Source organism: Lacrimispora sphenoides JCM 1415 (genome assembly GCF_900105615.1).
In the GTDB taxonomy this organism is placed as follows: Bacteria; Bacillota; Clostridia; order Lachnospirales; family Lachnospiraceae; genus Lacrimispora; species Lacrimispora sphenoides.
The window spans coordinates 4,636,109-4,661,839 of the sequence record NZ_LT630003.1 but is presented as its reverse complement, the minus strand read 5'-3'; the positions used below and the strand labels follow the sequence as shown (position 1 = coordinate 4,661,839).

Annotated in this window: 29 protein-coding genes; 7 read left to right on the top strand and 22 right to left on the bottom strand. The window is 37.2% G+C overall.

Annotated features, from left to right (window positions below):
* Window positions 1-1,955: 1,955 nt before the first annotated feature.
* From BMX69_RS21060 to BMX69_RS21030, 9 genes are all read right to left on the bottom strand, one after another.
* Window positions 1,956-2,183, bottom strand: a complete 228-nt coding sequence (locus tag BMX69_RS21060) for a hypothetical protein (protein WP_100043428.1) — start codon at window positions 2,181-2,183, stop codon at window positions 1,956-1,958.
* Entirely contained in the window at window positions 2,144-2,437 is a 294-nt protein-coding gene (locus BMX69_RS24545; protein WP_054791038.1) for a hypothetical protein, read from the bottom strand. Before BMX69_RS24545 ends, BMX69_RS21060 begins: the two co-directional genes overlap by 40 nt.
* 166 nt (window positions 2,438-2,603) lie before the next feature.
* Complete coding sequence (locus tag BMX69_RS24540) at window positions 2,604-2,771, bottom strand: hypothetical protein (RefSeq protein ID WP_166433218.1); 168 nt, start codon at window positions 2,769-2,771, stop codon at window positions 2,604-2,606.
* 310 nt (window positions 2,772-3,081) lie between these two features.
* Window positions 3,082-4,029, bottom strand: coding sequence for a DUF4365 domain-containing protein (locus tag BMX69_RS21055; protein ID WP_100043427.1), 948 nt, complete (start codon window positions 4,027-4,029; stop codon window positions 3,082-3,084).
* A 116-nt stretch (window positions 4,030-4,145) separates the two neighbouring features.
* Window positions 4,146-4,547: a hypothetical protein gene (locus BMX69_RS21050; protein WP_100043426.1), complete on the bottom strand. Its 402-nt coding sequence runs from the start codon at window positions 4,545-4,547 to the stop codon at window positions 4,146-4,148.
* Window positions 4,548-4,660: 113 nt separating this feature from the next.
* Window positions 4,661-5,170 carry a hypothetical protein gene (locus BMX69_RS21045; protein WP_100043425.1) on the bottom strand — a complete coding sequence of 170 codons (510 nt, stop codon included), beginning with the start codon at window positions 5,168-5,170 and terminating at the stop codon, window positions 4,661-4,663.
* Between the two features lie 724 nt (window positions 5,171-5,894).
* Window positions 5,895-7,079: a hypothetical protein gene (locus BMX69_RS21040; protein WP_054791043.1), complete on the bottom strand. Its 1,185-nt coding sequence runs from the start codon at window positions 7,077-7,079 to the stop codon at window positions 5,895-5,897.
* A gap of 68 nt (window positions 7,080-7,147) precedes the next feature.
* Window positions 7,148-7,666, bottom strand: coding sequence for a hypothetical protein (locus tag BMX69_RS21035; RefSeq protein ID WP_054791044.1), 519 nt, complete (start codon window positions 7,664-7,666; stop codon window positions 7,148-7,150).
* Between the two features lie 150 nt (window positions 7,667-7,816).
* On the bottom strand, window positions 7,817-8,341 hold the full coding sequence (locus tag BMX69_RS21030; RefSeq protein WP_054791045.1) for a hypothetical protein: 525 nt from the start codon (window positions 8,339-8,341) through the stop codon (window positions 7,817-7,819).
* 218 nt (window positions 8,342-8,559) lie between these two features.
* On the opposite strand from BMX69_RS21030, the gene BMX69_RS21025 reads away from it, so the two are divergent.
* Window positions 8,560-8,853, top strand: coding sequence for a helix-turn-helix domain-containing protein (locus BMX69_RS21025; RefSeq protein WP_054791046.1), 294 nt, complete (start codon window positions 8,560-8,562; stop codon window positions 8,851-8,853).
* Here the strand turns inward: BMX69_RS21025 and BMX69_RS21020 are convergent.
* Entirely contained in the window at window positions 8,822-9,094 is a 273-nt protein-coding gene (locus BMX69_RS21020) for a hypothetical protein (RefSeq protein ID WP_054791047.1), read from the bottom strand. The two genes, BMX69_RS21025 and BMX69_RS21020, sit on opposite strands and share 32 nt — an antisense overlap.
* An 887-nt stretch (window positions 9,095-9,981) precedes the next feature.
* Here BMX69_RS21020 and BMX69_RS21015 point away from each other — a divergent pair.
* Complete coding sequence (locus BMX69_RS21015) at window positions 9,982-12,786, top strand: ATP-dependent helicase (protein WP_160117891.1); 2,805 nt, start codon at window positions 9,982-9,984, stop codon at window positions 12,784-12,786.
* Between the two features lie 12 nt (window positions 12,787-12,798).
* Here BMX69_RS21015 and BMX69_RS21010 read toward each other — a convergent pair whose 3' ends face one another.
* From BMX69_RS21010 to BMX69_RS20965, 10 genes are all read right to left on the bottom strand, one after another.
* Complete coding sequence (locus BMX69_RS21010; protein ID WP_100043423.1) at window positions 12,799-14,112, bottom strand: DNA methyltransferase; 1,314 nt, start codon at window positions 14,110-14,112, stop codon at window positions 12,799-12,801.
* 556 nt (window positions 14,113-14,668) lie between these two features.
* Complete coding sequence (gene rpsR / locus BMX69_RS21005) at window positions 14,669-14,935, bottom strand: 30S ribosomal protein S18 (protein ID WP_025230968.1); 267 nt, start codon at window positions 14,933-14,935, stop codon at window positions 14,669-14,671.
* 21 nt (window positions 14,936-14,956) lie between these two features.
* On the bottom strand, window positions 14,957-15,412 hold the full coding sequence (locus BMX69_RS21000; protein WP_054791053.1) for a single-stranded DNA-binding protein: 456 nt from the start codon (window positions 15,410-15,412) through the stop codon (window positions 14,957-14,959).
* A gap of 22 nt (window positions 15,413-15,434) precedes the next feature.
* A complete protein-coding gene (gene rpsF, locus BMX69_RS20995) occupies window positions 15,435-15,722 on the bottom strand; it encodes a 30S ribosomal protein S6 (protein ID WP_054791054.1) in 288 nt (95 codons plus the stop codon).
* 151 nt (window positions 15,723-15,873) lie between these two features.
* A complete protein-coding gene (locus BMX69_RS20990) occupies window positions 15,874-16,071 on the bottom strand; it encodes a DUF951 domain-containing protein (RefSeq protein ID WP_025230965.1) in 198 nt (65 codons plus the stop codon).
* Between the two features lie 49 nt (window positions 16,072-16,120).
* Complete coding sequence (locus tag BMX69_RS20985; RefSeq protein WP_054791055.1) at window positions 16,121-17,110, bottom strand: aldo/keto reductase; 990 nt, start codon at window positions 17,108-17,110, stop codon at window positions 16,121-16,123.
* A gap of 136 nt (window positions 17,111-17,246) precedes the next feature.
* Window positions 17,247-18,296 carry a GNAT family N-acetyltransferase gene (locus BMX69_RS20980; RefSeq protein ID WP_100043422.1) on the bottom strand — a complete coding sequence of 350 codons (1,050 nt, stop codon included), beginning with the start codon at window positions 18,294-18,296 and terminating at the stop codon, window positions 17,247-17,249.
* A 2-nt stretch (window positions 18,297-18,298) separates the two neighbouring features.
* A complete protein-coding gene (locus BMX69_RS20975) occupies window positions 18,299-19,219 on the bottom strand; it encodes a DUF2156 domain-containing protein (RefSeq protein ID WP_100043421.1) in 921 nt (306 codons plus the stop codon).
* A 24-nt stretch (window positions 19,220-19,243) separates the two neighbouring features.
* Window positions 19,244-19,648: a hypothetical protein gene (locus BMX69_RS20970; protein WP_100043420.1), complete on the bottom strand. Its 405-nt coding sequence runs from the start codon at window positions 19,646-19,648 to the stop codon at window positions 19,244-19,246.
* Window positions 19,649-19,738: 90 nt separating this feature from the next.
* Entirely contained in the window at window positions 19,739-20,668 is a 930-nt protein-coding gene (locus tag BMX69_RS20965) for an AraC family transcriptional regulator (protein WP_160117890.1), read from the bottom strand.
* A gap of 182 nt (window positions 20,669-20,850) precedes the next feature.
* On the opposite strand from BMX69_RS20965, the gene BMX69_RS20960 reads away from it, so the two are divergent.
* Complete coding sequence (locus BMX69_RS20960; protein ID WP_100043418.1) at window positions 20,851-21,093, top strand: HPr family phosphocarrier protein; 243 nt, start codon at window positions 20,851-20,853, stop codon at window positions 21,091-21,093.
* A gap of 108 nt (window positions 21,094-21,201) precedes the next feature.
* Here BMX69_RS20960 and dapA read toward each other — a convergent pair whose 3' ends face one another.
* The gene (dapA, locus tag BMX69_RS20955) at window positions 21,202-22,107 is read right to left on the bottom strand and encodes a 4-hydroxy-tetrahydrodipicolinate synthase (RefSeq protein ID WP_100043417.1); all 906 of its coding nucleotides are present in this window, start codon (window positions 22,105-22,107) and stop codon (window positions 21,202-21,204) included.
* A 120-nt stretch (window positions 22,108-22,227) separates the two neighbouring features.
* On the opposite strand from dapA, the gene dpsA reads away from it, so the two are divergent.
* The 3 genes from dpsA (at window position 22,228) to BMX69_RS24535 (ending at window position 23,868) form a co-directional block, all read left to right on the top strand.
* Entirely contained in the window at window positions 22,228-23,061 is an 834-nt protein-coding gene (gene dpsA / locus BMX69_RS20950; RefSeq protein ID WP_100043416.1) for a dipicolinate synthase subunit DpsA, read from the top strand.
* A gap of 11 nt (window positions 23,062-23,072) precedes the next feature.
* Window positions 23,073-23,651, top strand: coding sequence for a dipicolinate synthase subunit B (locus BMX69_RS20945; RefSeq protein ID WP_025230955.1), 579 nt, complete (start codon window positions 23,073-23,075; stop codon window positions 23,649-23,651).
* Window positions 23,652-23,718: 67 nt separating this feature from the next.
* The gene (locus BMX69_RS24535; RefSeq protein WP_166433217.1) at window positions 23,719-23,868 is read left to right on the top strand and encodes an amidohydrolase; all 150 of its coding nucleotides are present in this window, start codon (window positions 23,719-23,721) and stop codon (window positions 23,866-23,868) included.
* Between the two features lie 179 nt (window positions 23,869-24,047).
* On the opposite strand, the gene BMX69_RS20940 is transcribed toward BMX69_RS24535, so the two are convergent.
* Window positions 24,048-24,593, bottom strand: a complete 546-nt coding sequence (locus tag BMX69_RS20940; protein ID WP_100043415.1) for a hypothetical protein — start codon at window positions 24,591-24,593, stop codon at window positions 24,048-24,050.
* Window positions 24,594-24,958: 365 nt separating this feature from the next.
* On the opposite strand from BMX69_RS20940, the gene BMX69_RS20935 reads away from it, so the two are divergent.
* Window positions 24,959-25,408 (top strand): LysM peptidoglycan-binding domain-containing protein, encoded by a 450-nt coding sequence (locus BMX69_RS20935; RefSeq protein WP_197678680.1) that lies wholly within the window; start codon window positions 24,959-24,961, stop codon window positions 25,406-25,408.
* The last annotated feature ends 323 nt before the right edge of the window (window positions 25,409-25,731 follow it).

Genomic DNA, 25,731 nt, shown 5'->3' with positions numbered 1-25,731 from the left:
TTATTCTTATTTCCATGATCTCACTTCTATTTCCCTTAAACTTAGACAATAAATATGCAACAGACAATATTAATGCCATCACTTCTTCCCTTAAACAATATATTTATCCCCCAGGCTCAGTACCTAATTTTCCTTAACTCTAAAATATAAATCTAATGCTAATAAGCCTCTTTCCCTTAAACCATCTTTAATACAAACCATTTTTATTTCATATTTCTTATACGACTATAATTTTATTTTTCTTTCTATCAGGCATGTAACTTCTTATGAGCATTTTGTAATCATCATATATACCCTGGCTGCTAATAGGAGAATAACATCAACACTTTTTTTATTTTATTCTTTATTTCATAATTCACACCTGTTACATTTATGCTGAACAAAATAGCTATAATTCTATTTTTATAAGAATAGTAACAGCAAGCTTTCCATCTTATATACTGGTTGCAATACAGTATACCATTTTCTGTTTCTTCTATATTAATATACATAGCCTAACGACATCATAGTTTTTATGATCGGTCCCATTCTTAAAATGCTTTTCCGCTATCTATGAATCGCCTTTGCAAATTTACACTGGATATATAAAAGATGACATAAATAGAACTTAGCTTACATCTTCATAAGTAACTACTGCCTTAATACTCATTTCCACTTGTTCTGCTATTATAATATACCAGAAGGCCTTACGTTCTTTATACTGGCAGCTTACATGAGATGCAAAATCTTTCTTTAGTAATTTATTTTTCTTGCATAATTGCTCAGTACCTTTTTTTAATTCTCTATTTACCTTATGCCACTACCTTTAATAATAAATGAAACATACATTTTCACTATGGTAGCATTAAAGACTATTATCTTTTCAATCATTCCATAGAATATTTACACCAATTGTCCCTTTTTTTGCCGTATAACTGTATCTAAATGTTTTACTCCCTTGCAAAAAATGATCTATTAAACCTGCATATTCAAATCACAATCACTTATACTAATGCCTTATTTTAAAAAAACACTTTGATTTTAACAGAATTTACTCCACTAACATTTCTCATTAAACCATAAAAATATTTCACTTAATTTTCTCTTTTTATCCCATATCTCCCCATTTAAAGGAAGTACTATACTTTGGCAACCACCAAAACCCCTTATATTACCTCCAAAACCCAACCAAAAAACCCTTATATCACTACTTTTACAATTCTGGGATAAGTTCTTTACATTAATTTTCACACCGTGACAGAACCCATATCCACCCACTTAAAGACATTTTCACTATCCCATATCCCCCAATATAAAGCAAAATCACTATCTAATTAATAATATGATTAAATACCTTTTATCCTGGTCATGTCCCATAAATATTAGCTTTTTATTATCTTATACTGGTATAAATACAGTTTAAAATATTTTATACATTTTTTTCTTATCATTACAATAAAGAGAATTATTCTCTTAAAGTACGATTCCCTCACTATTGTCCTGATCTTTATTTGAAAAAATTGATCCATCTGTTTCCATACAGGGTACTTTTCTGATTTAGAAAACTCAATATTATTTTAAAATCCTTTCCACTTATAAAAAACCTTCGCATTTAAAATATGTTGTCATTATTTTCTAATGTCATTAATCCCAATACCTGATACAGCAACGCCATTAACTATTAATTGTCCCTCATGGCCGCCAATTAATCTTAACTCACTCTTTATATATCCCCCCATTTAAACATGCAAAAACACCCCTATTCCCCTTTCTAACTTCATCTATATAGGGAATACCATCCCACCCATAAAACCCTTGTAAATACATTCTGGTCGCTTTTATCAATATTCATATTTTTAAACCTTTATATTTTCGCCACATTATAATTCTCAATCTAAAAGAACTAAATAAAAAAGCAGGTATTCTCATCTATACTTAAATGAAATACCTGCTTTGATCTCTACTAAACCTTATTTTTAATTCAAATCCATTACCGTTGCATTCGGTATGTAAAATAGCTTGCTGAATAAGAAGAAGTCCATATCTCCAACTGTTACTGAATATCCATCAAATGTTCCGATGTATCCTTCAACTGATGTATTGGATTCACTCACAGCACTTGTCTTAAATACACTTGCTCTTATCTTATTACTCATGATATCTTTTATTTCACTACTAGAAAGTGGCTTTCCTGACTTTGCCATCTTATAATAATCCTCATCACCATATCTAAAGTATCTGCTCTGTCTTTTAAATATCCAGTGAGCTTTGGATCGAGAGCACTACTTCTAACGCTTCCGCCACTTCCTGTAAATCCTAGTTTGTAGGCACTGTAATGTTCAATAACTGTGATGCTTTCAAACCCTTCATTATACCATGGCTGACCATTTCTATCTGCTCCCTTATTTCTTTCAAGACAGGCTACAAAGTTAGATACTGCCTTTGTTCTGTTATCCATGGTACGTAGAGTGGCATTTTTATTAAGTAAATCATTGGAAGATTGCTTGCTGTTTATGCTTACATTTACTCCGGTAGTATTTGTTACGAATACATTTCTATTTTCATCAGCACGTATTGTCCAGGTAATAGTATCTATATGTCATAGCAATATTAACTAATTACTCTTAATCACGTATTCTAAATGCGAAAAGCTGGTATTTCTGGTAGTATTCATATGCCTCCATTCTTTCTAACAACTCATTATCCTCTTCTGCAATGCTCCTGGTTAAGGAATCAATAAATTCCTCAATAGTATATTCTAAGCCTGATGTACATACTTTTGCTACCTGCATTAGTTCTAAAAAGAATAGCAAACTTACCTTATAAATGCATCAATTACAATATCTGTAATATCGTTATAAGTACATCTAAATATTTCTAACCGAATGATTTCATAAGTTAATAATTTCTCCATTACAAATCCTCCTATAAACAAATAAAAAGCTATCATATAACCAGATAGCCTCAGACTGTTGACAAACATATTATTTTTTTCAATTATGCAAAAGTAGCATATATGTTTACATTAGATAAATGGTACTTTAGAGAATTTAATAATCCATCTGTTATGAAATAATACTAAAAATAGAGGTGGGAATCACATCAGTGTTCCCCGGAGTTCCAATCCATCTTTTTTGCTTCTTGGTATACATTTGAAAATTTTAACCTCCAAAAATCTTTTTCTATAATTAAAACATGATTTTTAATACCAAGTATAATGATTTCGATGTATTCCTGAATCTGAGAATGAAGAACAGTGATCTCATGTTCTAGAACTTCATATCTAGGTATAGCTTCATAATATTCATACATTTCTTCCAAGTTATTTTTAATTGTTTGAAAATCAATACCCTGCATTTCTAGGTTAAGCTCACTTGAAATATAGAGCATACAATTATGGATATGAATTGTTTGCTCATAAAAACTTATAGGTTGCAATAAAAAGGGATCAGCGCCTTGATGTTTAAGATGTTCAAAATATCTCCTCCAGTTTGATACAAATTCTTTTAAATTAGCTTCAAATGTAGGACGCCTCACCATACTTAGCACAAATGCCATAAATCGAAATTGAAAGCCATAGGCAATTATATAATCGTCTTCGTTTTGGATATTCTGTTGTATAGGAAAATGCAACTCATTTTTATTCGAAAGTATAAACGAAAAACTGTTATTCGTAATATAATCCACATATCTTTTTTTAAGTTGTGCCTTTACATCACCATAATAAACTTTTTGCGTTGATAAATCAGCTAAAAACAATAAAACAGGCATAGTATTTTGCATCCAATAATTGCAAGTTGTTTTAGGTATGTTTATTTTTACAGTGCCGTCTTTTGTCCAATGTACATTTTCTGATGATTTTAGTTGAACAGACAAAAACACACCAGAAACCTGTCCACCTAAGGCTAATTCTATTAATCCGTCAATACCATAATCTCTTTCTCCCAAAAAACGAAAAATATATTCTTTAGGCAGAACATATGATAATAAATTCGAACCTCTTGTATCAATTTCATGTTGCTTTGGTCTTTGGGGAAATTCAGTTATCATTTACATAACCTCCATTTTTAGCACCATTTTCTCTATTTTAAAAAAATTAAAATTCCCGTCTGCTTAATTATAGCATATAATAGGATAAAAACATAGTAACGATTATCCATAACTACTTATTCTTCCTCTGAAAAAACGGCATTGATTTTCGCTTCTAATTCATCAATAATAGCCTGAATCTTCATAATTAAGTCCTTATCAAATTCATCTAACTGTAAGAGATTAACAGTACACGCCTTTTTTAGATCAAACAATAACTGAATCATAATGCTTTTTATTCTATTACGAATTCTAGTACTGTTATTACTGCTGCCTTTCTGATAGATACCCCTACATACAGTTTCTATTTCACCGCTCTCTTTCATGGTCTTAATTACACCTGTGATTTTACCATGGGTTAACGATTTTCTATCATGCAACCTTTGCTTTACAACATTTATAATTTCTTTTCTATTGCAAGCACCAACCTCTAAAGTCTCTTTTATGATACCTTTAATTTCTGCATTTAAACTTTTCATTTTATGTAATTCTCCTCTTTTCTGAATTTAATTTTTAACATTCTGTTTCTATTAGCAAAAATGAGCCACTGAATACTCAAATCCAGAGGCTCATTTACTTCCTTATCTATTGTTTATATACAACTCACTTTAAATCCTTGTTCCATATAATATGCTGGACAGCCAGTATCATGAGCTACAATATGAACATCATTCTCATCATAGACACCAAATGCTTCATTTATCTTCTTTTTCTCTTCACAAGTCTCAAAGGTGATTTTTCCTTTCTCAGTCAACATTGTCAAGTAAAACTTCTTCTTCCCTTTAAGGCTAAATTTTATCTCTTTAGCACTTGTTATAAGCTCAAGTACGGAAAAAACTACAGATACAGTCCCGAAGTCACTATCTGTTGGTTTAGACATTTGCATATACTGGTACTCATTTCCATTCCCGTTTTCTATCAGAGCAATTTCTAAGTCTGTCTTTACATAAGGTCTAACCTTTTCAAAATCAACATTTATGTATCCGCCTACAACACTAAGGAAGATTTTTTCGAGAAGTTTCTTTTCATCATCTGTTTCCATGGAAAAGAGTATATCACCTTCCGCTAAACCATCATTTACTTCTACGCATTCCGTTTTCATTTTTTATATTTTCTCCTTTTCATTTGGTAAACAACATCATACCGCCAACACTTATTTTTGCCAGTAGAGAAATTGTACAAATTTTACCAAAAGAATTTAGGGAATATATAGAATTATCTCTCACTCACTTTTTATATAAAATCCGCTTCATCCTTCCCCCTTCACATTTCTACTCTAATTTTCTTTACCATTTTCAACACATTCTTGGCACTTGACTGTCTCCCGATTTTTTCATACATGCTCATAACATTTTTTTATCTCGGTAACATTAAAATTTTCAAAGCAAATCCAACTATTTTTTCAGACTAAAATTTATTACTTAACTTTTACATTTTTACTCACACTTAAAAACTATATCTAATTGGTTTAAAATTGGCAGCCTTGTTATTTTCATTTCCCTATATGTCACACTAAACATGCTAACACTTAAATTTTTATTATTTTTGATTACTGTATTATAATTTAATTCAGATAAACCTCTACGTGTAATTTACACCTTAAGGTAAGCTGAATAATTATGAGAAGGTGTACTTTTAAATTGCAATTCAATATAAATACTGTTTTAACTAAGATAGGGGATCCACAATCTGGCTCCCCTATCTTTATCATTTGCTCTTTAAAAACAGTTAAACTTATAAAAATGGTATTACTGGTATTTTTATTATTGCTACATCTATTTGATTTCTCCATGAATATAGAAGAGACTGTATTCCACTTTACCATTTTACTGAGCATTTGAAGTCCAATTTCCCATATCACTATTAACCCATTTAGCAGTATTCTCCGTTAATACCCTTTGATATTCCGGATCATGGGCTACTGTCTCAGCTATATCACTATAGTACTTATCTGCATCACCGGTATAATCAATCTCTGCCTTTGCTACTGTCCCCGTCCACAATCCGTTTGAATCTGTAACAAAACCATATGGTGTACAACCATTGATAAGCATTTTTCCAGTGCTGTCTACGTAATAATGATCAGTTTCTTTTGTAGAACTCTGAACCCAGGCATCTGTCGCAAAGCTTCCGTCATTTTTTCTGAAACTCCAGGTACCATCCGAATTTTGCATCCAACCGCTAGACTTTTTTAAGTCCTTCTGAAGATAAAACTCTGTTTCCACTTTTACTCTCGTATTCTGCACTACTGACTGCTTATATCTTTCTATTGCGGAGAACTGTTCAGCATTGTATGGATATTCAGCTATTTCTACTCCATCCGATCCAACCTTACGCCCATCAGGTGTTGTTGTATCATGGAGCATATAACCATCTTTTCCAAAAAAGTAACGTTTACCGTCTATTTCTTTCCATTCATTAACCGGATATGTACCATCTCCATTACTATACCACCAACCTACGGCATCACTCTTCCACCCTTTCTTATTTTGGGGGATTTCTTGAGCATAAATCACATATTTTCTTAAATTGGAACTTAGTTCTGAGACATTTACATTATCTGGAAGTTTAACAATACCTAATAAACTGTTCATACCAGATGACTTAGCAATTAAAAACTCAAGAGCATCTTCTTTATTAAATCCGTTACCTTCATTCAGTAAATCCTCAGGTTTATCCCAAACTCCATTTGTTTTCCTTAATTCTGGAATTGGCTTTCCGTAGTGTTCTGGCGAATCTGAACTTTCATTTTGATACCCATCTATTCCAATTGAAAGACCCCATAATTGATACGAATAATTGCCTTTATCAAATGTTAATTCATTTCTATCAATCACGCCATCAACATCTCCAACTACGATTGCAAAATATTTTTGATCTTTATTATTGATTTTGGTCAACTCTTGCCCGTATAGGTATGCACCTGACTCACTTGCAAATGCTGACATACAATTACCTACAATTAAACCACCAGTTAGACCCAATATCATGATTTTTCTTGCTAATTTCATACACGTTCCTCCTATGCTATTACACTTTATTTTAAAATAAAATTTTACATCAATATCAGAAGTATAGATTAATTTAAACTGTGATCTGTGTCTATAGGGTGATCTCTTAAATCTTGTTTATAATCTTCGTCATAAAACAACCAAGCATACCTGCCATAATCTTTAGGAGCTACTTTAGTATCACTTCCAGTACTTGGTGCTGCTGATACGTTTGGATTTGATACACTAGTTGCCCTCCATAACCCTCTTGCATCTACAACATAACCATCAGGAGTCGTGCAGCTTGTTACCATTAAACCGTTTTCATTCACATAGTAAAATGCCCTCTCTTCACTCAACGACTCTATCCAACTATTAGTGAGGTAACTTCCGTCCACTGTCTGCTTAAATTTCCAATAACCGCCTGACTGTTGCTCCCAATTTCCAAGAGATCGGACCGTATCTTGATAATAGGTTATAATATTAACCTTTTTACTTTCAACACTGCTAGTCTCTCCCGGCCCCTTTGCATATGATGTTATTCCATTTAAACTAACCAGTATGATTGTTGTAGCTATAAGGATTACTTCATTGGTTTTTCTTTTCATTGCTTACTTCTCCTTATTTGGGATATACAATATAATCATTCAAGTTTGCATTGAAGATAATTATCATATTTATGTATTAAGGCATACTCACATATTTGCTATATTGAGTACGCCTCCATACTTATCTTTAGTTTATTACTTTATAAACAACTAATTAAGACTGTGATCCGTATCTATAGGGTGTTCATTCAAATCTTTTTGATATTCTTCATCAAATAGATACGCGTATCTTCCGGCTACATTACTTATATCCTTACTTCCATTACTTGGTGAATTATTAGGTGCTGATGGGGCTGTTGGTACGTTCGGATTTGGCACTGCTGTTGTTTTCCATAATCCACTTGCATCTACATATCTTCCGTCTGGAGCTGTTACATTAGTCATCATATAACCATCAGAGTTAACAAAGTAAAAACTTCCTTGTACTGTTAAGCTCTCTACCCAGCTATTTGTAAGGTAAGAGCCTGTTACCTGCTTAAATCTCCAATACCCATCTGGCTGCTGCTGCTCCCAGTTACCTAAGGTTCGTATTGTATCCTGATAGTAAGTTTCAATTTCTGGTTGCTTTGCTGTTAAGCCATCCCCAGGGCCTACCGCATAAGAAGTGATGATCCCTATCTGATTGACCATGCACATACTTAATATAGTTCCTGCTATTATCACTGTTCTTTTCATATCTGCCCTCCTCTACTTACATTGATAAACCATTTATTTCATAATACTTTGAATGTGGTATTAATGGTATTAATTACTTACCAGACACTTTACCCGTATACTTTCTCATAAGTAATCAACTTCTATAAGAGATTATAAACTATTAGTTTATAATATTCAACCACTAATTGTTTAATTCCATTTACAATGAGTTAATACATGTAATATGGAGGTAGATCATGATAGAAAATCTTGGTGAGCGTTTACGGAATTTAAGAACAAGCCAGCATATTTCTCAAACAGACCTTTCCAAAAGAATTGGAGTAACAAATGCCCTTATTTCTGCTATCGAAAAAGGTGAAAGGTCTCCAAGTCTGGAAACACTTATAAAACTTGCAAGCTATTTTAAAGTTTCAACAGATTATCTGTTAGGAATCAAGGCTAAAGAACCTGTTAATTTAGATGGCTTATCCTCCAATGAAGTCCAGGCCATTATCACCATCATAAATTCATTAAAGAATAAGGACAATTAATTCCTTTAGCTTTTATCATAGAAGCTATTGCATCTATATTATCCGATAGGTCTCTTACCATGCTTACTAATTGCTCTTCTACTACCATGAATGATGATATTACATAATTACAGTTATCATCATTAATAGCCTCGAACCCGCTCTCCAAAATAATGATTATTTCTTGTAATGATTTCATACGTCTATGTAATTCAATCATATTATCCTTGACTATAATTAAACTATCTTCTGATTCTGCCAAATTAATCCCCCCTCGCTGAATAATTTCAATCAATGATGATTATAGCGTTTCATTAGTCTATGGAATGAATCTCTCATCTAACTAAAGCATTTAGTATCCTTTAATTTGTTCTTTAATTAACGGTTCCCCTATTACCTTTACTCTTGACCTATTTTGTCTATTGGCAATTATAATCATTTGTATGTTAGGAATTGCAGACAATCTTATCTACCCTTATGTTTTGCAAAATTACCATATGCTAAATATTAAATCAATAAAGTAAATGAATTGGTAAAGCACATGAAAAACTGGTATTAGTGGTATTACTTTTTTCATTCTAAAAGTAGCATATAAACTGGAAAAATCACTTTATAAGCCACAATAATTTCTTACTCCGCCTCATTTTTAACTACTTCATCATTAAAACTCATAAACATAACTAATAGTTCTACAGTCAGCAATTATAACGCCTTCATTCCTTAAAATCAGCAGAAAATATAACTAGATTTCAATATTTTTTTTAGAATAATTGCAACAAAAAAGGCCTTACACTTTTATGTAAAATCTTTCTTCAATATCTCTATAATATTTTATATTATTATAAGTTTCTTACCCTCATATTGACTGCAACGCTTAATGTAAAAAATTCATAATACCTCATACCCCAGTCTATTTAGTACATCGCTTTCTTTTAGTCATTTTATCTCTTTTCCGCATGCCTAATAAGCTTGTTTAAAACCACTTTGTCTTTGACATATATTGTAATTACTAGTGAATAATGTTATCATTGAGGTACGCAATAATCCAAATGAAAAGTTCTCGAGAAAGTAAGCCTTGACACAGCTAATTGGGAGTACAAGCTATAGATGATGTTGAGAAGAATATTAGAAAAGATAAGAGGTGAATATATGGATTTAAGTAGTTACAACCCAGAACAGCAACAATGTATTCTTATTACAGACAAAGATCTTCAGGCTATTGCATGTGCTGGTTCTGGAAAAACCCGTACAATTGTTGGCCGCAGTGCTTATATTGTAGAACAAAAGCTGGCGTTACCTTCTGAGATGGTCGCTATTACATTTACTGTAAAGGCTGCCAACGAAATGAAGGAAAGAATCTATTCCTATTTTGAAAAAGAATTTGGTTCAACTCTTGGTTTAGCAGAAATGTACATTGGTACTATCCATGGATTTTGTCTTGATCAGCTTCAGAATTACGTTCCTGAATATAAGAAATATGAAATAGTAACAGATGTACAAAGAAAACTTCTCGTTAAGCGACGGCTTGATCAATCACTCATTTTTAAAATCCCATATTATAAGAAGGGCAAAAAGAAAGATAATTATGAGTTAGGTCAGCCTTTACAAGGTTATGTCTTAAGTGATATCGGACTAGTTCTCGATACAATTGATTTTGCAATAAACGAGCTTATCGATATTTCGACTTTAGATCCCAACCTAAGAGAATTCTATAACGAGTATATTAAACTGCTAAATACAAGAAGCATGCTGGATTTTGCTCATGTTCAAAAAGCTTACTATGATCAACTTAGTGTTAATAGTGATCTTCAAAAGCAGGTGAAAGCATTAAAGTATATTACAGTTGATGAGTACCAAGACACCAACACAATTCAAGAGGCCATAATCCTCAAGATGAAGGAAATTAATCCCAGCCTAAACGTTTGTGTTGTTGGAGACGATGATCAAACTCTATATGAATGGCGTGGTAGTAATCTAAGTGTATTTAAGAATTTCCCATTAAAGTTCACCAATGTAAAAACAATAAAGCTTACAACAAATTATCGTTCCTCGGTAGGTATAGTTAAAATAGCAGAAAGTGTTGCCAGAAGCATTAATCCTAACAATCGAGTGGATAAGGAATTTAGATGCAGTGATTCTTTTCAGTATGAACGAGGCGACATAGTTACGCGAACAGACTTTTCCGATATTGACTCCGAAAATGAGTTTATTATTAATTCAATTCTCAAACTAAAAGGAAGTAAGCTAATTAAGTCTGATGGTACAGAAACCATAATAGACTATCGTGATATGGCAATACTGGTTGACTCAACAAAAAACTTAAGGAAATTTAATCAGCAGCTTCTGGAACTCCTCGAAAAGAATGACATTGATTATATAATTGATGGTACAAAGCAGCTATTTGAAACCAAGGAAATCCAGACGATCTCTGATTTATTACTGCTCTTTGCAATAGAATTTTGTGGACTTCAGCCAACCTCTAGAATCACTTTTTATGATGAAGCATATGTGCAAAAACTTAGGTCATATTCATCTATAAATGCAATTTTCTATAAGTACAGCACTAATCTTGAAGACAGATATGAGAACACTCTTCAGCAGTTCTTTCTTGATTTGATTAAGTTATATAATTTTAATAAATATGAAAAGGCAACTAGGGAAAAAATACTCTATAATTACGCAGTATTTACAGAAATCATTAATGACTTCGAAAAAATATATTTCCTAGATGAATTTAGTTCACGTATAAAGGAATTCGTACGGTTCTTATCATATGATGCAAAGGAAGAAATGTATCCAGAAGGCTGGCTCTCACCAAAATTCACCGAGACAAAATCTCTTAAAATCATGACAATCTATAGTGCTAAAGGTCTCGAATTTCCAGTCGTCTTCATGCCTCACTTATGCAGGAACTTCATGTTCCCGTCTCAGCCGGGAAGAGGAAAATCTAAAGAGGGAATTTTAAGGTATGCTGATGATGCAGTACAACGTAAGCTGGCAAACTATGATAAAAATGAAGACGCCTATGCTCGCCTGTTTTATGTGGCAGTTACGCGGAGTATGAAGTTCTTGTTCATGACGAAATCGGTTGAGTATACTAAACCCATGGGAAACAGACTTTATAGAGATATGACAAATCAACTACGATATATATTTAGTTCCGCATACTATGTACCAGATGGTGACGTTTTTCTTGGAAGAGATATGGAATATGCCGATGATAATGCCGCAGAACCTGAGCAATTGGTATTTGACTTTTCAACATTACAGGACATATTTGAATGCCCCAGAAAGTTCCAGTTCTCATCAGTTTTTGGCTTCAACACACCATTAAATGTACGAATGGGTTACGGTAGATCACTTCATAATATGCTAGATGACCTACATACGTCATATTTGGAAAATCAAACTGTAAAAGACTATGATACGCTAAGTACTCATATGCATCTTCCGTTGGCACCACCAGGAGGTAGCTTATATGAGAGTATGCGTGCTTCAGCGAAGGGTATTATTAATGATTATACTCAAATCAACAGACCAATGTTTGACTTTGTTGAATATATTGAAGCGCCTATAGACTATAAGCTAAACGATTTAGTATTTATTAATGGACGTGTTGACCTAATTGTAAATGCTAAATCTGGGGATATAAAAATCATAGATTTTAAAAGTGATTCGAGTACTCTATCACCTGATCTTAGGAAAAAGCAACTCCTAATTTATGCATTGGGCTATCATAAGTTAACTGGAAATTATCCGACTGCCGTTGTGTCGTATAACCTACGTGACAACAAACCACATGAGTCTCCTGTTAAGAATCAAGATATAGAGAAAGTTGAGAAGCAGATTAATGATGCATATCATATGATCAAATCGAATAACTACCCCAAATGCAATAATACAGCTTTTTGCTCCGAATGTAATTTCAAAGATATTTGTGCAAAAATTGAATAGAGCCTCACGGCTCTATTCTTTTCTTAAGATTATGATTATCTCCTGATTGATCGTTTGAGTATTATCCTTATTGACCGTTTTAGGCCTTCGCTTATTCCTTATGTTTCTCTTAAAACTCCAAACATATTCCATTCCATAGTAATCAGCAAGTTCTAAAGTAATTTGATCAAATGGTAATACCTTATCATTTACTGTACGATTTCCAAGCGTGATTACTTGATATCCACCACTTCTAAGTACACGTACTGATTGCTCAAAGTACTTATCATAATCCACTAAGAAACTACTTACTTTCCTAGCCTTATCCACTCTCTTTTCCTTAATTAAAAACTCGTGGAATGATAATGCTGAAAGTGTTTTTTCAAATAGTCTTGAAGTGTCTATTTGATCAAGTGTATATAATGTGCCACCCATACTAATTCTGTCTATTGCTCCTTGAGTATCAGTAATACTCCTATCAATATTTTGATCAATATCCAAGACATCGATCCATCGAAGCTGCAATATAGAAAATTGACCATAAGTGATTGTAGTACTGTTATCACCATACGGAGGAGATGTGCAGATCAAATCAAAACAATCATTTTTAAATCTACGTTTATCTTTTAGGATATCTAGCACATTTCCATAAAGTACTTTTACTTTTTTTTGACTTTTATTATCAGAATAAAATCTCTGAAATTCATTGATTGCTGCGTATGCTTTTCGAATAAACTGTTTTTCTACATTCCCTGGCAAATTCTTAATTTGAGTAGGTTTTCTAATATACAATTTATAGGTTGATAACCTTGAATTACAACTATCCCTAACAGTGTCAGATAGAATAACCCATAAAAATCTTCTTAAGCGAATACTTTCTACTGCTAAAATCAATGATCTTATCCTTGATAGTCCGATTTTTATATCTTCTCTGAACCACTTGTCAATACCATCAAAATTATGTACTTCGAAGTCAAAGTCATCATCTAATTTTTTCTCGATATCTGCTACTACTCTGGTCAGAGTTTTAATACTATATTTAGTCGACTTCACCATTACAAGTAAGTATGCAAGAGGGTTAATATCTATTCCATATGGTTGTATATCATACTTAAGCGATTCAATTAGTGTTGTACCCGATCCACAGAAAGGATCCAACATCGTATTCACTTCTGTCGTTGATGCAATAATATCAATAAGCTCTCTTTGCATATCTGACACCATCACAGCTGGGTACTTCATAATCTGGGATAACGCATAAGAATCAATATCCTTTTTATCTTTGAAGTCCCAGTAATCTTTATCTAATTCAGTTTTTTCTTTAATTTTATCGATGATTATCTGCATAGGCACACCTCCTTGTCATTATATAATATTTTTCTCCGATTATATATACTTTTTATGATATTTCTTAAAAAATATGCTTCCTGTTGATTTGTCAATTGTTAGAAATCTACTGGACTTTTATAGTTATGTACACCTAAAATTGCACTTCCATTACTCGGTTCCATTTGCAGGATTTCAATATTTATAAATACTGATGTCTTCTAACATTTTATAAGTGGCAGGAGCAAAATCATCAGTCATTCCATCAATGTGATCTAAATTCGCATAATCGCTATAATGTATATAAACAGCTAATGCTTTGCTAATAACTTATTATATACTAAATTAATCTCTATTTCCATCTTAAACCGAAATATTCCCCATAAACCGTCTCCCTCTCCTCAACAACTCAGCCTATTTATTTCCATAAAAAAGACCCCACACTCTCATGTGAAGTCTTTCTATATCACGAAACTATCTTCCCGTCCAATATCTCGTCCGAAAAAATCATCCCGATTTGAGTAAATTTTGAGTAAAACTCCCTTACCCTACTCACAAATCCTTATAAAATAAGGATTTACTCCATTGTGTAAGGCATAAGAGCGATATGTCTTGCTCTCTTAATTGCAACAGTAAGCGCTCTCTGATGCTTTGCACAGTTGCCTGTGATACGTCTAGGAAGGATTTTTCCTCTCTCAGACACATATCTTTTTAATTTATTTACATCCTTGTAATCAATAACGCCGTTCTTCTCTCCGCAGAATACGCATACTTTTTTTCTTCTGCGCATGCCGCCTCTTTTGAACTTAGCGCCATCAGGTTTATCATTCCTATTATATGCCATTGGTACTACCTCCTGTTAGATTTAGTTGAATGGAAGCCCTTCGTCTTCGACTCCATCCGGAATATTCATAAATCCATCGCCGATTGCACTGGAGGGTGCCGGTCTGGAGACTGGCTGATAACCGCCGCCGCCTTCTCCGGGAGCTCCGCCCTTGCTATCTGCGAATTCCTGATCTTCTACAACGATATCTGTTGTATAAACCTTAATGCCGTCTTTATTCGTATAACTTCCAGTCTGGATCCTTCCGGAAATCAGTACTCTCATGCCCTGACGGAAATATTTCTCCGCAAACTCACCTGCTCTGTCAAATGCAACGCAATTGATAAAATCGGCCGTCTGCTCATTGCCGTCCTGATTCCTGCGGCTTCTGCGGTCAACTGCAAGGGTATACCTTGCGATTGCCATAGCACGCTCTCCCTGGGAATATCTTACTTCTGGATCACGGGTCAATCTGCCCATAAGGATTACTTTGTTCATACGATCACGCTTTCTTTATCTATTATGCCTCTTGTCTTACGCATAAGTATCTGATGACAGGCTCCATAATACGAATGTGTGCTTCCAACTCGTTGGGAGTTGTGGAATCGCCATCAAATTTGATGAAGTAGTAGAATCCTTCTTTCATTTTCTGAATCTCGTAAGCTAATCTCTTCTTACCCCATTCATCAACGTTTGTTACAGCACCGCCGAAACGAGTGATATAACCTGTCACTTTTTCGATGGCTGCAGCTCTCTCTTCATCCTCGAGCTTTGCGTTAAGAACAACGGTTAACTCATACTTGTTCATGCTTCTTTACCTCCTTGTGGTCTCTGGCCCCTGCTTTCAGTTTCAGGAGCAAGGAATCTATATGTCACGGATTAATATTATACCGGAAACATCTGACAAAAGCAAGTCCTTTTCTCATTTTCCTGAACTTTTTCCTTTGATTTCCAGTATTTTAGGTCTTTGGCAGACCATCCTGCCCTTTTAAGCCCCTGGTGTTCTTCTCCACCAGCTTTCTCGGCACCATGACCTGATGGCTGCAGCCCATGCATTTTAATCGAAAATCCGCACCGACTCTCAATATTTCCCACTCCTGGCTTCCGCAGGGATGGGGCTTTTTAAGTTTCACAATATCTCCAACCTCGTAATTCATATCCTTCGCCTGCCCCTTCCGTCCATGATAAATTTCCCCTGCTGCCTGGTTATTTTAAAATAGAATCAATCTTATCCAATTCTTCTTGTGTAAATTTAAGATTATCAAGACAAGCCGTACTGTCCTCCAATTGTTTCACACTGCTGGCTCCGATCAGAACGGAAGTCACCGCCTCTTCCCGAAGTACCCAGGAAAGAGCCATACGGGCAAGTGTCTGTCCCCGCTCCAGGGCCAGTTCATTTAACTGCCTTATCTGATCCAGCTTCTCCTCTGACAGATAACGCCCGCCTACGGTCGTCCCCTGCCTTGCCGCTCTGGATTCCTGAGGAATGCCCTTTAAGTATTTGTCAGTCAGGGCTCCCTGGGCCAGAGGACTGTAGCAGATGCAGCCTACGCCATTTTCAAGCAGAGTGGAAAACAGTCCATCTTCCGCCCCTCTTTCAAACATGTTATATCTTGGCTGATCGATCAGGCATGGAACTCCCATTTCTTTTAACATAAGAACCGCATCTCTTGCTTCCTGATCTCCGTAATTGGAGATTCCCACATAAAGTGCCTTTCCCTGCTTCACAATATCAGCCAGTGCTCCCATGGTTTCCTCTAATGGGGTCCCCGGATCCGGCCTGTGGTGATAGAAAATGTCCACATATTCCAGCCCCATCCGTTTTAAGCTTTGATCCAGGCTGGCCATTAAGTACTTTCTGGAGCCCCAGTTTCCATACGGTCCCGGCCACATATCAAATCCGGCCTTGGTGGAAATAAGCAGCTCATCCCTGTATTTTCCCAGATCGCTTTTTAAAATCTCTCCGAAATTCTCCTCCGCTTTTCCTAATGCCGGAGAACCGTAGTTATTGGCCAGATCAAAATGGGTGATTCCCATGTCAAATGCCCTTAAAAGAATCTCCCGCTGCTCCTGTAAAGGCTTTTCCATGCCAAAATTCTGCCATAGACCCAGGGACACCATGGGAAGTAACACTCCGCTTCTTCCGCAACGCTTGTATTCCATTTTCTCATATCTGTCTTCTGCTGCCTGATACATACCTGTTTCACCTCTTATTTATTTTTTATGCTTTGCCCAGCATCGATTTCCGATGCCGTTTTTTTCTAAAATATAAGGCGGATTCAAGCGAACCCGCCAAAACCAACCTGCTTCATACTCCTTTAAACGAAAACTTTTAAGTAATTTCGTCAAAAAAGACTCCCTTTAAAGGCCTGATCCGTTCAACCAGAGATCTTCTGTCCTCAGGCACCGTCGGCATACTATATCCAAACAGCCAGGAGGTCATTTCGCTGATCCCCATGGACAAATGAGGTTTGATCCCGGATCCATCTTTAACCGGAATAAGGGAGGAACCGTCCTGCCCCAGCTTCCACCGGAACACTCCGTCATTCTGACGGATAAAGTCATCCTTTACCTCAATCAACAGTTCCATCTCGCTGATGGGGCACTCCTCTTTTAAACGTATCACGGAAACAAACTGTTCCAGATGAATGATCCTGCCCATGACAGCCGGCTTTAAGGGACCTGTTTTCTTTATAAAATCAGGCAGGCAAATAAGCTCCCGCTGATTTTCCGCTGTCTCTCCATAATAAGCCCACACACCGGCCAGTCTTTCTCTCTCATCCCGTGTGAAAAGAAGAATCAGATCTCCTCTGTCGCTTCTGACTTCCCTGCTTAAGTTTAAATAATATTCCTCATCCCTGAGTGCATAGACCTCATACTTCTTTTCCAACTGCCTTCCCACAAATCTTGCAGCTTCCCTGCATTCATCCGACCGCTCCACAAAAGCACGGCGGCTAAGGTGCATCCGTCCTTTTTCGCTCAGCGCCACTTCCGGAAGATCACAGATATAGGTAAAATCAAAAGGGAAGTAAATCGCCGGATTAGCGGGCACCAGAAAGCAAAATCCCATCCGCTCCATATACATATCGGAAAAACAACGGCTCAAAAGCCGCCTCATATATCCCTGATGGCGGCAATCCGGATCCGTAGCAACACCGGCAATGTAATCAATCTTCCATAAACGGTCCTTGACCACCACCTCATAAGGATTGCGGTGCAGCATGGCTACCACCCGGTCCTCGTTCCAGGCAGTGAGAATCTTATTCTTCCGTACCCTGTCCGAATAATAATAATCTATAAAGCTCTGGGAATCTTCAGAAAAAACCTTTTCCCACAACGCCCGGCTCTCGCCTTTTTCTTCCTGCTTCAAATACCGTATCATAATTAAAAGCCCTTCTGAACGACTCCGTATTTCCTAGCAAAGTCAATGGGGTAATAAGACATTTTGGCCTTTCGAAGGCCTTCCATTCCAACATCATCCTCCCGGTTGATAAGCACCGGGTTTTCCGGGAATGCGTGAATCAAAAACTGCTGGTTAATAAACTGGTAAAGCCCTTTCACATTTGGGTCAGCCTTTTCAATGTGTATGACTGCCATGTTTTCAAAAGGATTGTAAGTGCCGATGGTAAAGGCCTTTAAAGTTCCATCGATATATACGCCTGCCATCCTTACGTTAAGCATAGAACAGTTCTTCAAAATATCATGGATGCCCATTACTTCATAATCCAGCTGCCGGACGAATTCTGCGGCTTCCACCTTATTCTCCCACCATTCATCCAGAAATTCCAGCACATTATCCCGATCCGAACAGCAAAGGGTCCGGTACTCATACCTGCCCTCATATTCCCTTAAAAATGAGTTTAAATGATTTTTCTTCTTATGGAGCTTTTTCCCTGCCAGAGTTCTCATGGCATCTCCATCATAAAGATAATCCTTTAAGTCTTCCTGTTCTGTGACCTCAAACTTTTCTGGATCCAGCTTTAAGAAATTAATTGCCTCTTCATCCGCAAGATAGATGCGAAGAGGCTTTTTTAAAACCTGATTAAAATAATCTACCATTTCCTGAAAATAATGAGGAAGATCCTCTTCCCTGCACATAGGCATTGCAGAAAATGGCTCTCCGTCCTTTTCCATCAAAAACAACAATGCCTTATCATCACTTATGGCATACTTCACATGGTAATAATTTCTCCAGATAAAACTGTCTAAATATACACTGTCGCAGGTTCTGTTGGGCCGTAAGGCATAAAAAGGCGTTATTTTCTTTATGTCCTCTGCCTCTATCGGCTTAAATTGTAAATTCATAGTCGTTCCCTTCTATAATTACTGCTAACTTTTTTTTATAAAATCGATGCCGCATTTTGGACAATGAATGCTGATCTTCCCTTTTCCCCTGGGAATCCTGATTTTCTGCCTGCAATTTGGGCATTTGTAAATATGATATTTCCTGCCTTGCTGAAGCTTAAAACGCCATTTTCGGAATACTTCCGAGATTCGAAACCAAATGCGTTCAAACTTCTGGTTTTCTTCGAAACGCTTTCCGATATTTTTTGAAAACACACGAAAATAGCATAAAAATAAAAAAACCAAAGCCGCAATGTTCACCCAACTACTCCGGCTGAACAATCCGGCCGCAAGAAAAACACAAGCTACGGCGTTTAAAAACTGTCCCAGCCTGTCCATACCGTATCTTCCGATCATAAAACGCGCAAAACGTTCTCTAAATCCACTCATCCTGTATCTGCCGCCTCTTTTCACTTTGCCTTAACTATAATAACGTATTGGCTGAAAGTCAATGTCCCTGGTAAATATTTCATAATATTTTCAGAATTGGTTCTTGGTCATATCCCTGTACTGCTTGGGCGTCAGACCATACCGTTCTTTAAACAACCGGTGAAAATAACTGTTGTTTTCATAACCCACTTCTGCAATGATCTCTTCCACTGGCTTCGACGTGGAGGTAAGATAATTTGCCGCCCTCATCATCCGGATTAGCTGCAGGCATTCCGTAAATGTCACTTGATAATGCCGTTTAAACAAACGGCTGATATAATACGACGGCTGCATGGACAGGGTAGAAAATTCTTCTAAGGTTGCGGTTGGATAGTTGTTCTCTAAATATTGATATGCAGTCATTGCGATCTTTTCCTCATATTGGGCTATATCATGCAATTCTGCCTTATCTACATTATGAAACAGCTCCATGATCAGTATTCCCATGGTAGCCTGATTAATTTCCTCTCTGCCCTTTTTATCTTCCATGAGCGACCAGATCATATTCTCCAGCAGATTCTTCGCAGGCAGCATATCCTGCAAATGAAAATGAAGGTAATCCGCCACAGAATGCTTTCCTGATGGAGCCCCGGTAAAAAAGCGGCGCAGAACACCTCCGTCCTCTACTGTCAGCTCCAGATGGAAGAAAAATTCCGGCAGCAGAGTGAAATGTACAGCAATATCCTCCCTGCCTGCAGGTTCAACGGCATGTCTTGTCCCCTGCTTTATGAGCAGAAGATCATTGGTATCCAGCCGAACAATACTACTGCCATTGATCACATGAACCGTAGATCCGCTGCACATATAAACCAGCTCTATATAATTATGGCAATGATCCGGAATCGGAACCTCGTGAGGCTGGCAGCACATGTCCATCAGCTTTCTCTGGCCCATAGCAGCATCCCCATCAGCCAGGCCTCTCCTTATATCATTATTGCCTACTGATGCGCTCCTTAAATATTCCAGAAGTTCTTTTTTCATATTTCCCTCCAAATGACAAATTCTAATGCTTTTCCCCGGACTATTATACCACCATCTCCTCATTATTTGCAAGAAAGGACGGTTTTTATACAAATTTCGACATGGCTTATTTGTTACATATTACATATAATCAGCTTGGAATTTCATTATAATATAACCATCTTTTTTACGAGGTGATCCACATGAAAAGATACCCTATCCGCTTAGGAAGTATTGACGAAGTGACAACATTCGTCAAAACAGTCAGTCAGTTTGACTGTGATATGGATTTATGCAAAGGAAGTGTTATCATTGATGCCAAGTCCATCCTCGGCCTTATGACCATTTGTCCGGATGCCGATTTGGAGCTTATTATTTATAACAGTGATCACAAAGAAATTTTGGACTCTTTGTCCGATTTTCTGCTAGACCAAAAAACAGCATAAACAATACATAGGTATAAAAAGATGCCCGGTAATCCAACGATTTACCGGGCATTTTTTTATGATTCCTTATTATAATTTGAAATTATAACAAAATCTTTATACTTACCCTTACAGACTTCTATCCTGTAAATGCGGGAAATAAGATTTCATGACCTGCTTTAACGTCTCTTTATCCTTATCCTTCATACAGGTAAGAGGAAGCCTGTAGCTTTCCTCACACAGTTCCAGAAGGGAAAGAGCCGCCTTAACCGGCACAGGATTTACGTCCATAAACAGGGCATTCATCATAGCAAGCAGCTCCAGCTGCATATTCCTGCTCTTTTCCATTTCACCTTCAAAAAAGTACTGACATATCATATGAGTTTCAAATGGCATGATATTGGCTAAAACAGAGATCACGCCCTTGCCCCCCAGAGAAAGGATGGGTACAATCTGGTCATCATTCCCTGAATAAAGGTCAAGCCTGTCACCACAGAGAGCAGCAGTTTTTGCAATACTGGAAATATTTCCTCCTGCCTCCTTAACAGCCCGGATATTAGGGTGTTCCGAAAGCTTTAAATAGGTTTCCGGACTAATATTAACCCCGGTACGGGTCGGGACATTATAAAGTATGATGGGGATCTCCACGCTGTCTGCCACTGCCGTAAAATGCTCCACCAGCCCATGCTGGGAGGTTTTGTTATAGTACGGAGTCACCTGCAAAAGTGCGGACGCCCCTAAGGACTGGGCCTTTCGGGACAAGCGCACGGCGTGGGACGTACAGTTGCTTCCGGTTCCCATGATCACGGGGACCCGATGATTTACATAATGCACCACAAATTCGATCAGTTCCAGCTTTTCCTTTTCTTCCAACGTAGCGGATTCCCCCGTGGTCCCATTGACCACAATGGCATCCGTGCCATTTTCCAGCTGAAATTTCAGCAATTTTTCCATTGCCTTAAAATCCAGGTTTCCATGGCTATCCATAGGCGTAACGATGGCTACCGCTGAGCCTTTAAAAATCGCATCTTTCATAGGCACTCATTCCCAAAATTAGAGGTTCATACTAACAAAAGTATGACAAACATCCCCTATTGGTACCATACACAAATCATTTTTTTCATCATATAAACCATTATAAGGAGTGATGACCATATGTATAATTTTCTTCTTTTAGGCGGCGATTCCAGGCAGCTTTATTTAAACCAGATATTAACCAAAAACGGCTTTCAAACAACCCTTCACAATAGCAGTGAGGATTCCTCATTTTCCATGGAAGAAGCTATAAAAAACAGCAATGTCATACTTTGCCCCATCCCATTTACCAGGGACAAAATCAACCTGGTTTCCGATAACAGCATGACTGATCTTGGTATCGGGAATCTGTTAAACCTTTTAACCTCGGACCATACCCTTTTCGGCGGAAGCATTCCTGCCTATGTAAAGGAATATGCCAGGGAAAACGGCATTGCATGTTTTGACTATATGGACATGGAGGATATCATCGTAAAAAATACCATTGCGACCGCAGAAGGCGCCATTGCCGAAGCCATTCGGTTAAGTCCCGGCTGCCTTCACAAAAGCAAATGTCTTGTGACCGGCTTTGGCCGGTGTGCAAAAACCCTGGCACTGAAATTAAAGGGCTTGGATGCTGAAGTAACCATTGCCGGCCGAAAGGAAATACAGCTTGTCCAGGCGGCCTCCATGGGATTTCATGCCAGAGCACTTTGCGACCTGTCCCCGGTTATAGGGGATTATGAGTTTATCTTTAACACCATCCCAGCCCTTGTCATTGAAAAAGATCTGATCCGCTCCATGAATCCGGACGTAACGATCATTGATATCGCATCCGCCCCCGGCGGCGTTGATTTTGATTTCTGCAAGCAGCAGAATATCCGTGCCAAGCTTAGCCTGGGACTGCCTGGAATCTACGCTCCCCAGTCATCTGCGGAAATTTTATACGAAGCAATTGTTAAATCTCTGTCATAAAGGAGTGTCATATGAAGCTGGAAGGAATGAAAGTAGGCCTGGCAATCACCGGGTCCTTTTGTACTTTTGATAAAATAGAAAAAGAAATAAAGGTTTTGGTTGACAAAGGAGCCGATATATACCCGATCTTTTCCACCAATGTGCAGACAACGGATTCCCGTTTCGGAGATACCGGGGAATACATGAAGCGGATCTCAGCCATGACAGGTAATAAGCCCATCCTGAACCTGGAGGAAGCGGAGCCTATCGGCCCCAGAGGCTATCTGGATATCCTGATCATCGCCCCCTGTACCGGTAATACCCTGGCTAAGCTGGCCAACGGCATCACGGATACCCCAGTACTCATGGCAGCCAAAGCACACTTAAGAAATTCCAAACCCCTGGTGATCTCTCTCTCCACCAATGACGCCCTTGGAATTAATTTTAAGAATGTGGGTGAATTGTTTAATGTAAAAAATATCTATTTTGTTCCCTTTGGTCAGGATGACCCGGTAAAAAAGCCCAATTCCATGATTGCGCACACGGAACTCATTGCAGATACGCTGGAATATGCTTTAGACGGGAAACAGATTCAGCCAGTCATTTTTTAATCTCTGTAACAGGCATAGGGGATGTGAGCTGGTTGCCACCGGTAAATCATGCATTGCACATAAGGGAATGATCACTGCCGGAAAGATCATTGCAATGACCGCTCCTGATCTTTTGGAGAACCCTGAGATTATAAATAAAGCAAAAGAAGAACATATAAGAAGCTCAAACGGCAAGCCTTTTGTGAGCGCGATTCCGCCGGAGATATTCCCCCGTTAGAAACCGCCAACCAAGCAGAGGAGCTTCTTGCGTCTGCTTTGATGGATCTCATTAGGTGGGAATCGTGGCATGAAATGCAGTGAATAAGGAATTTACCGATAACAGCCAGCCTTTAATATTTGTTTTTAATATAAAAGGCTGGCTGTTTTTTATTTACACTTTTCGATATCCTTTTCTTTCTATCCATTTATAAAAAGGCGGTTCATGTAGCTTCTGGTATCATATGATTTATTTATATCATTTGTATCACCTTGATTAAAACTCATTATATATTGTGCTCTTGATTGGTCATATATTTTAAATCCGAATTGTTTATATACTTCTTGAACTGGATCGGATTTATAAACATATAAAAATATCGGTTTGTTTACTTGTTTGGAAAGGGTCGTAATATGCTTTAGATAAAATGCTTCTATCCCTTTCATCTGAGCAGGTCCGGTGAGGTAAAGGGATATCTCACAAATCTTATCCGGTAGTTCATTAAATGCGAAAAAGCCAATTATTGTATTGGATCGCAGTATCTTTTTGAAGCAACTATACGTTAACATTCTATGAAAACCAGCTGTGTTTAATATAATTTGTATATCATCGATCCAGCCATCATTGTATTCATCTATGTATTTCTTATGGCAGGTCCTTTTTATATCTAAGTATTTTTCCATGTCATTTTCAACCGTATCTTGTAAGGAAAATCCTTTACCAATTAAGTCCTCAGTTAATACCATATGTCCTCCAGACTGCCTGCAGTCATTTGCCTGTTAACAAACTCATGATTCATGGCTCATGAGACAGGTAATGGCTGGTAAGCTTTTTTGAATTATTATATTGGTATTATCATAATAGCTTGGGCAAAAAAATATTACCATGTTTTTATTTTGTACTAAATCAATTTCATCTAGCAGGATATGACCTCCCATCGAATGGAGTCCTGTCCGTCAAATAAATTGAAATTTGGCCAAGAATGACAGGTACTTTTCCGTTTTCTAAGCATAACATAAGACAAATTGTTTTATTGAAAGGCAGTAATATTATGGCTACTTGTCCTCAAGGACTGTTTCCTTATACCATTAGACGCGGTGATACACTATGGATGATTGCACAACGTTATTATACTTCCGTTGCTGCTATTAGAGCGGCAAATCCAGGGTTAAATCCACAGAACTTAACAGTGGGGCAGACCATTTGCGTCCCGGCAAGAAGAGCTCCCCGTCCTCCGGTTCCAACTCCACCGAGCCGCTGTCCAGAAGGTCTTCGAACCCATGTCGTTCAGAGAAATGATACGTTATGGCTTCTTGCTCATCGATACTGCACCACCGTAGATACCATTATGGCTCTGAATCGCGGCTTAACTCCCGGCAATCTGAGAGAAGGTCAGGTAATCTTAATCCCGGCCGGATTCAACCTGTCCAATCTACCCTTCTGGTTCCGTTCCATGGATGTCCAGGATTTCTCTCCGGAGAAAATGACTGACAACAGGGATATGACCTACTATCCGGAAGAAACATATTCCTATACTACTGATTCCAGCGATACGCAATAACTACTTTTTCAGTAATTTCAGAATGTGTGATGAAATTCATAGCCGTGAAATTCGCATATATCCTGTCTTTCTGTATATCAGGTGGGTGAACAGCATTATCAGGTAACGGAAACGTTTTACAAAATTAACTCCAACTTTCAATCAAGGTTTGAAAGTTGGAGTATTTTTCTTAAGTTGCAATTTTTGCATGGTTTTATCAGGCCTCCGGGCTATAGGATGATGCACTATCCACGTCTGGACAACTTTCGCTGTTTGTTTTCCACAATCAGGCGGCAGTTCTCAACCAGCTATATCGAGCTTCTAAATATAAAATTTTGGGGCTG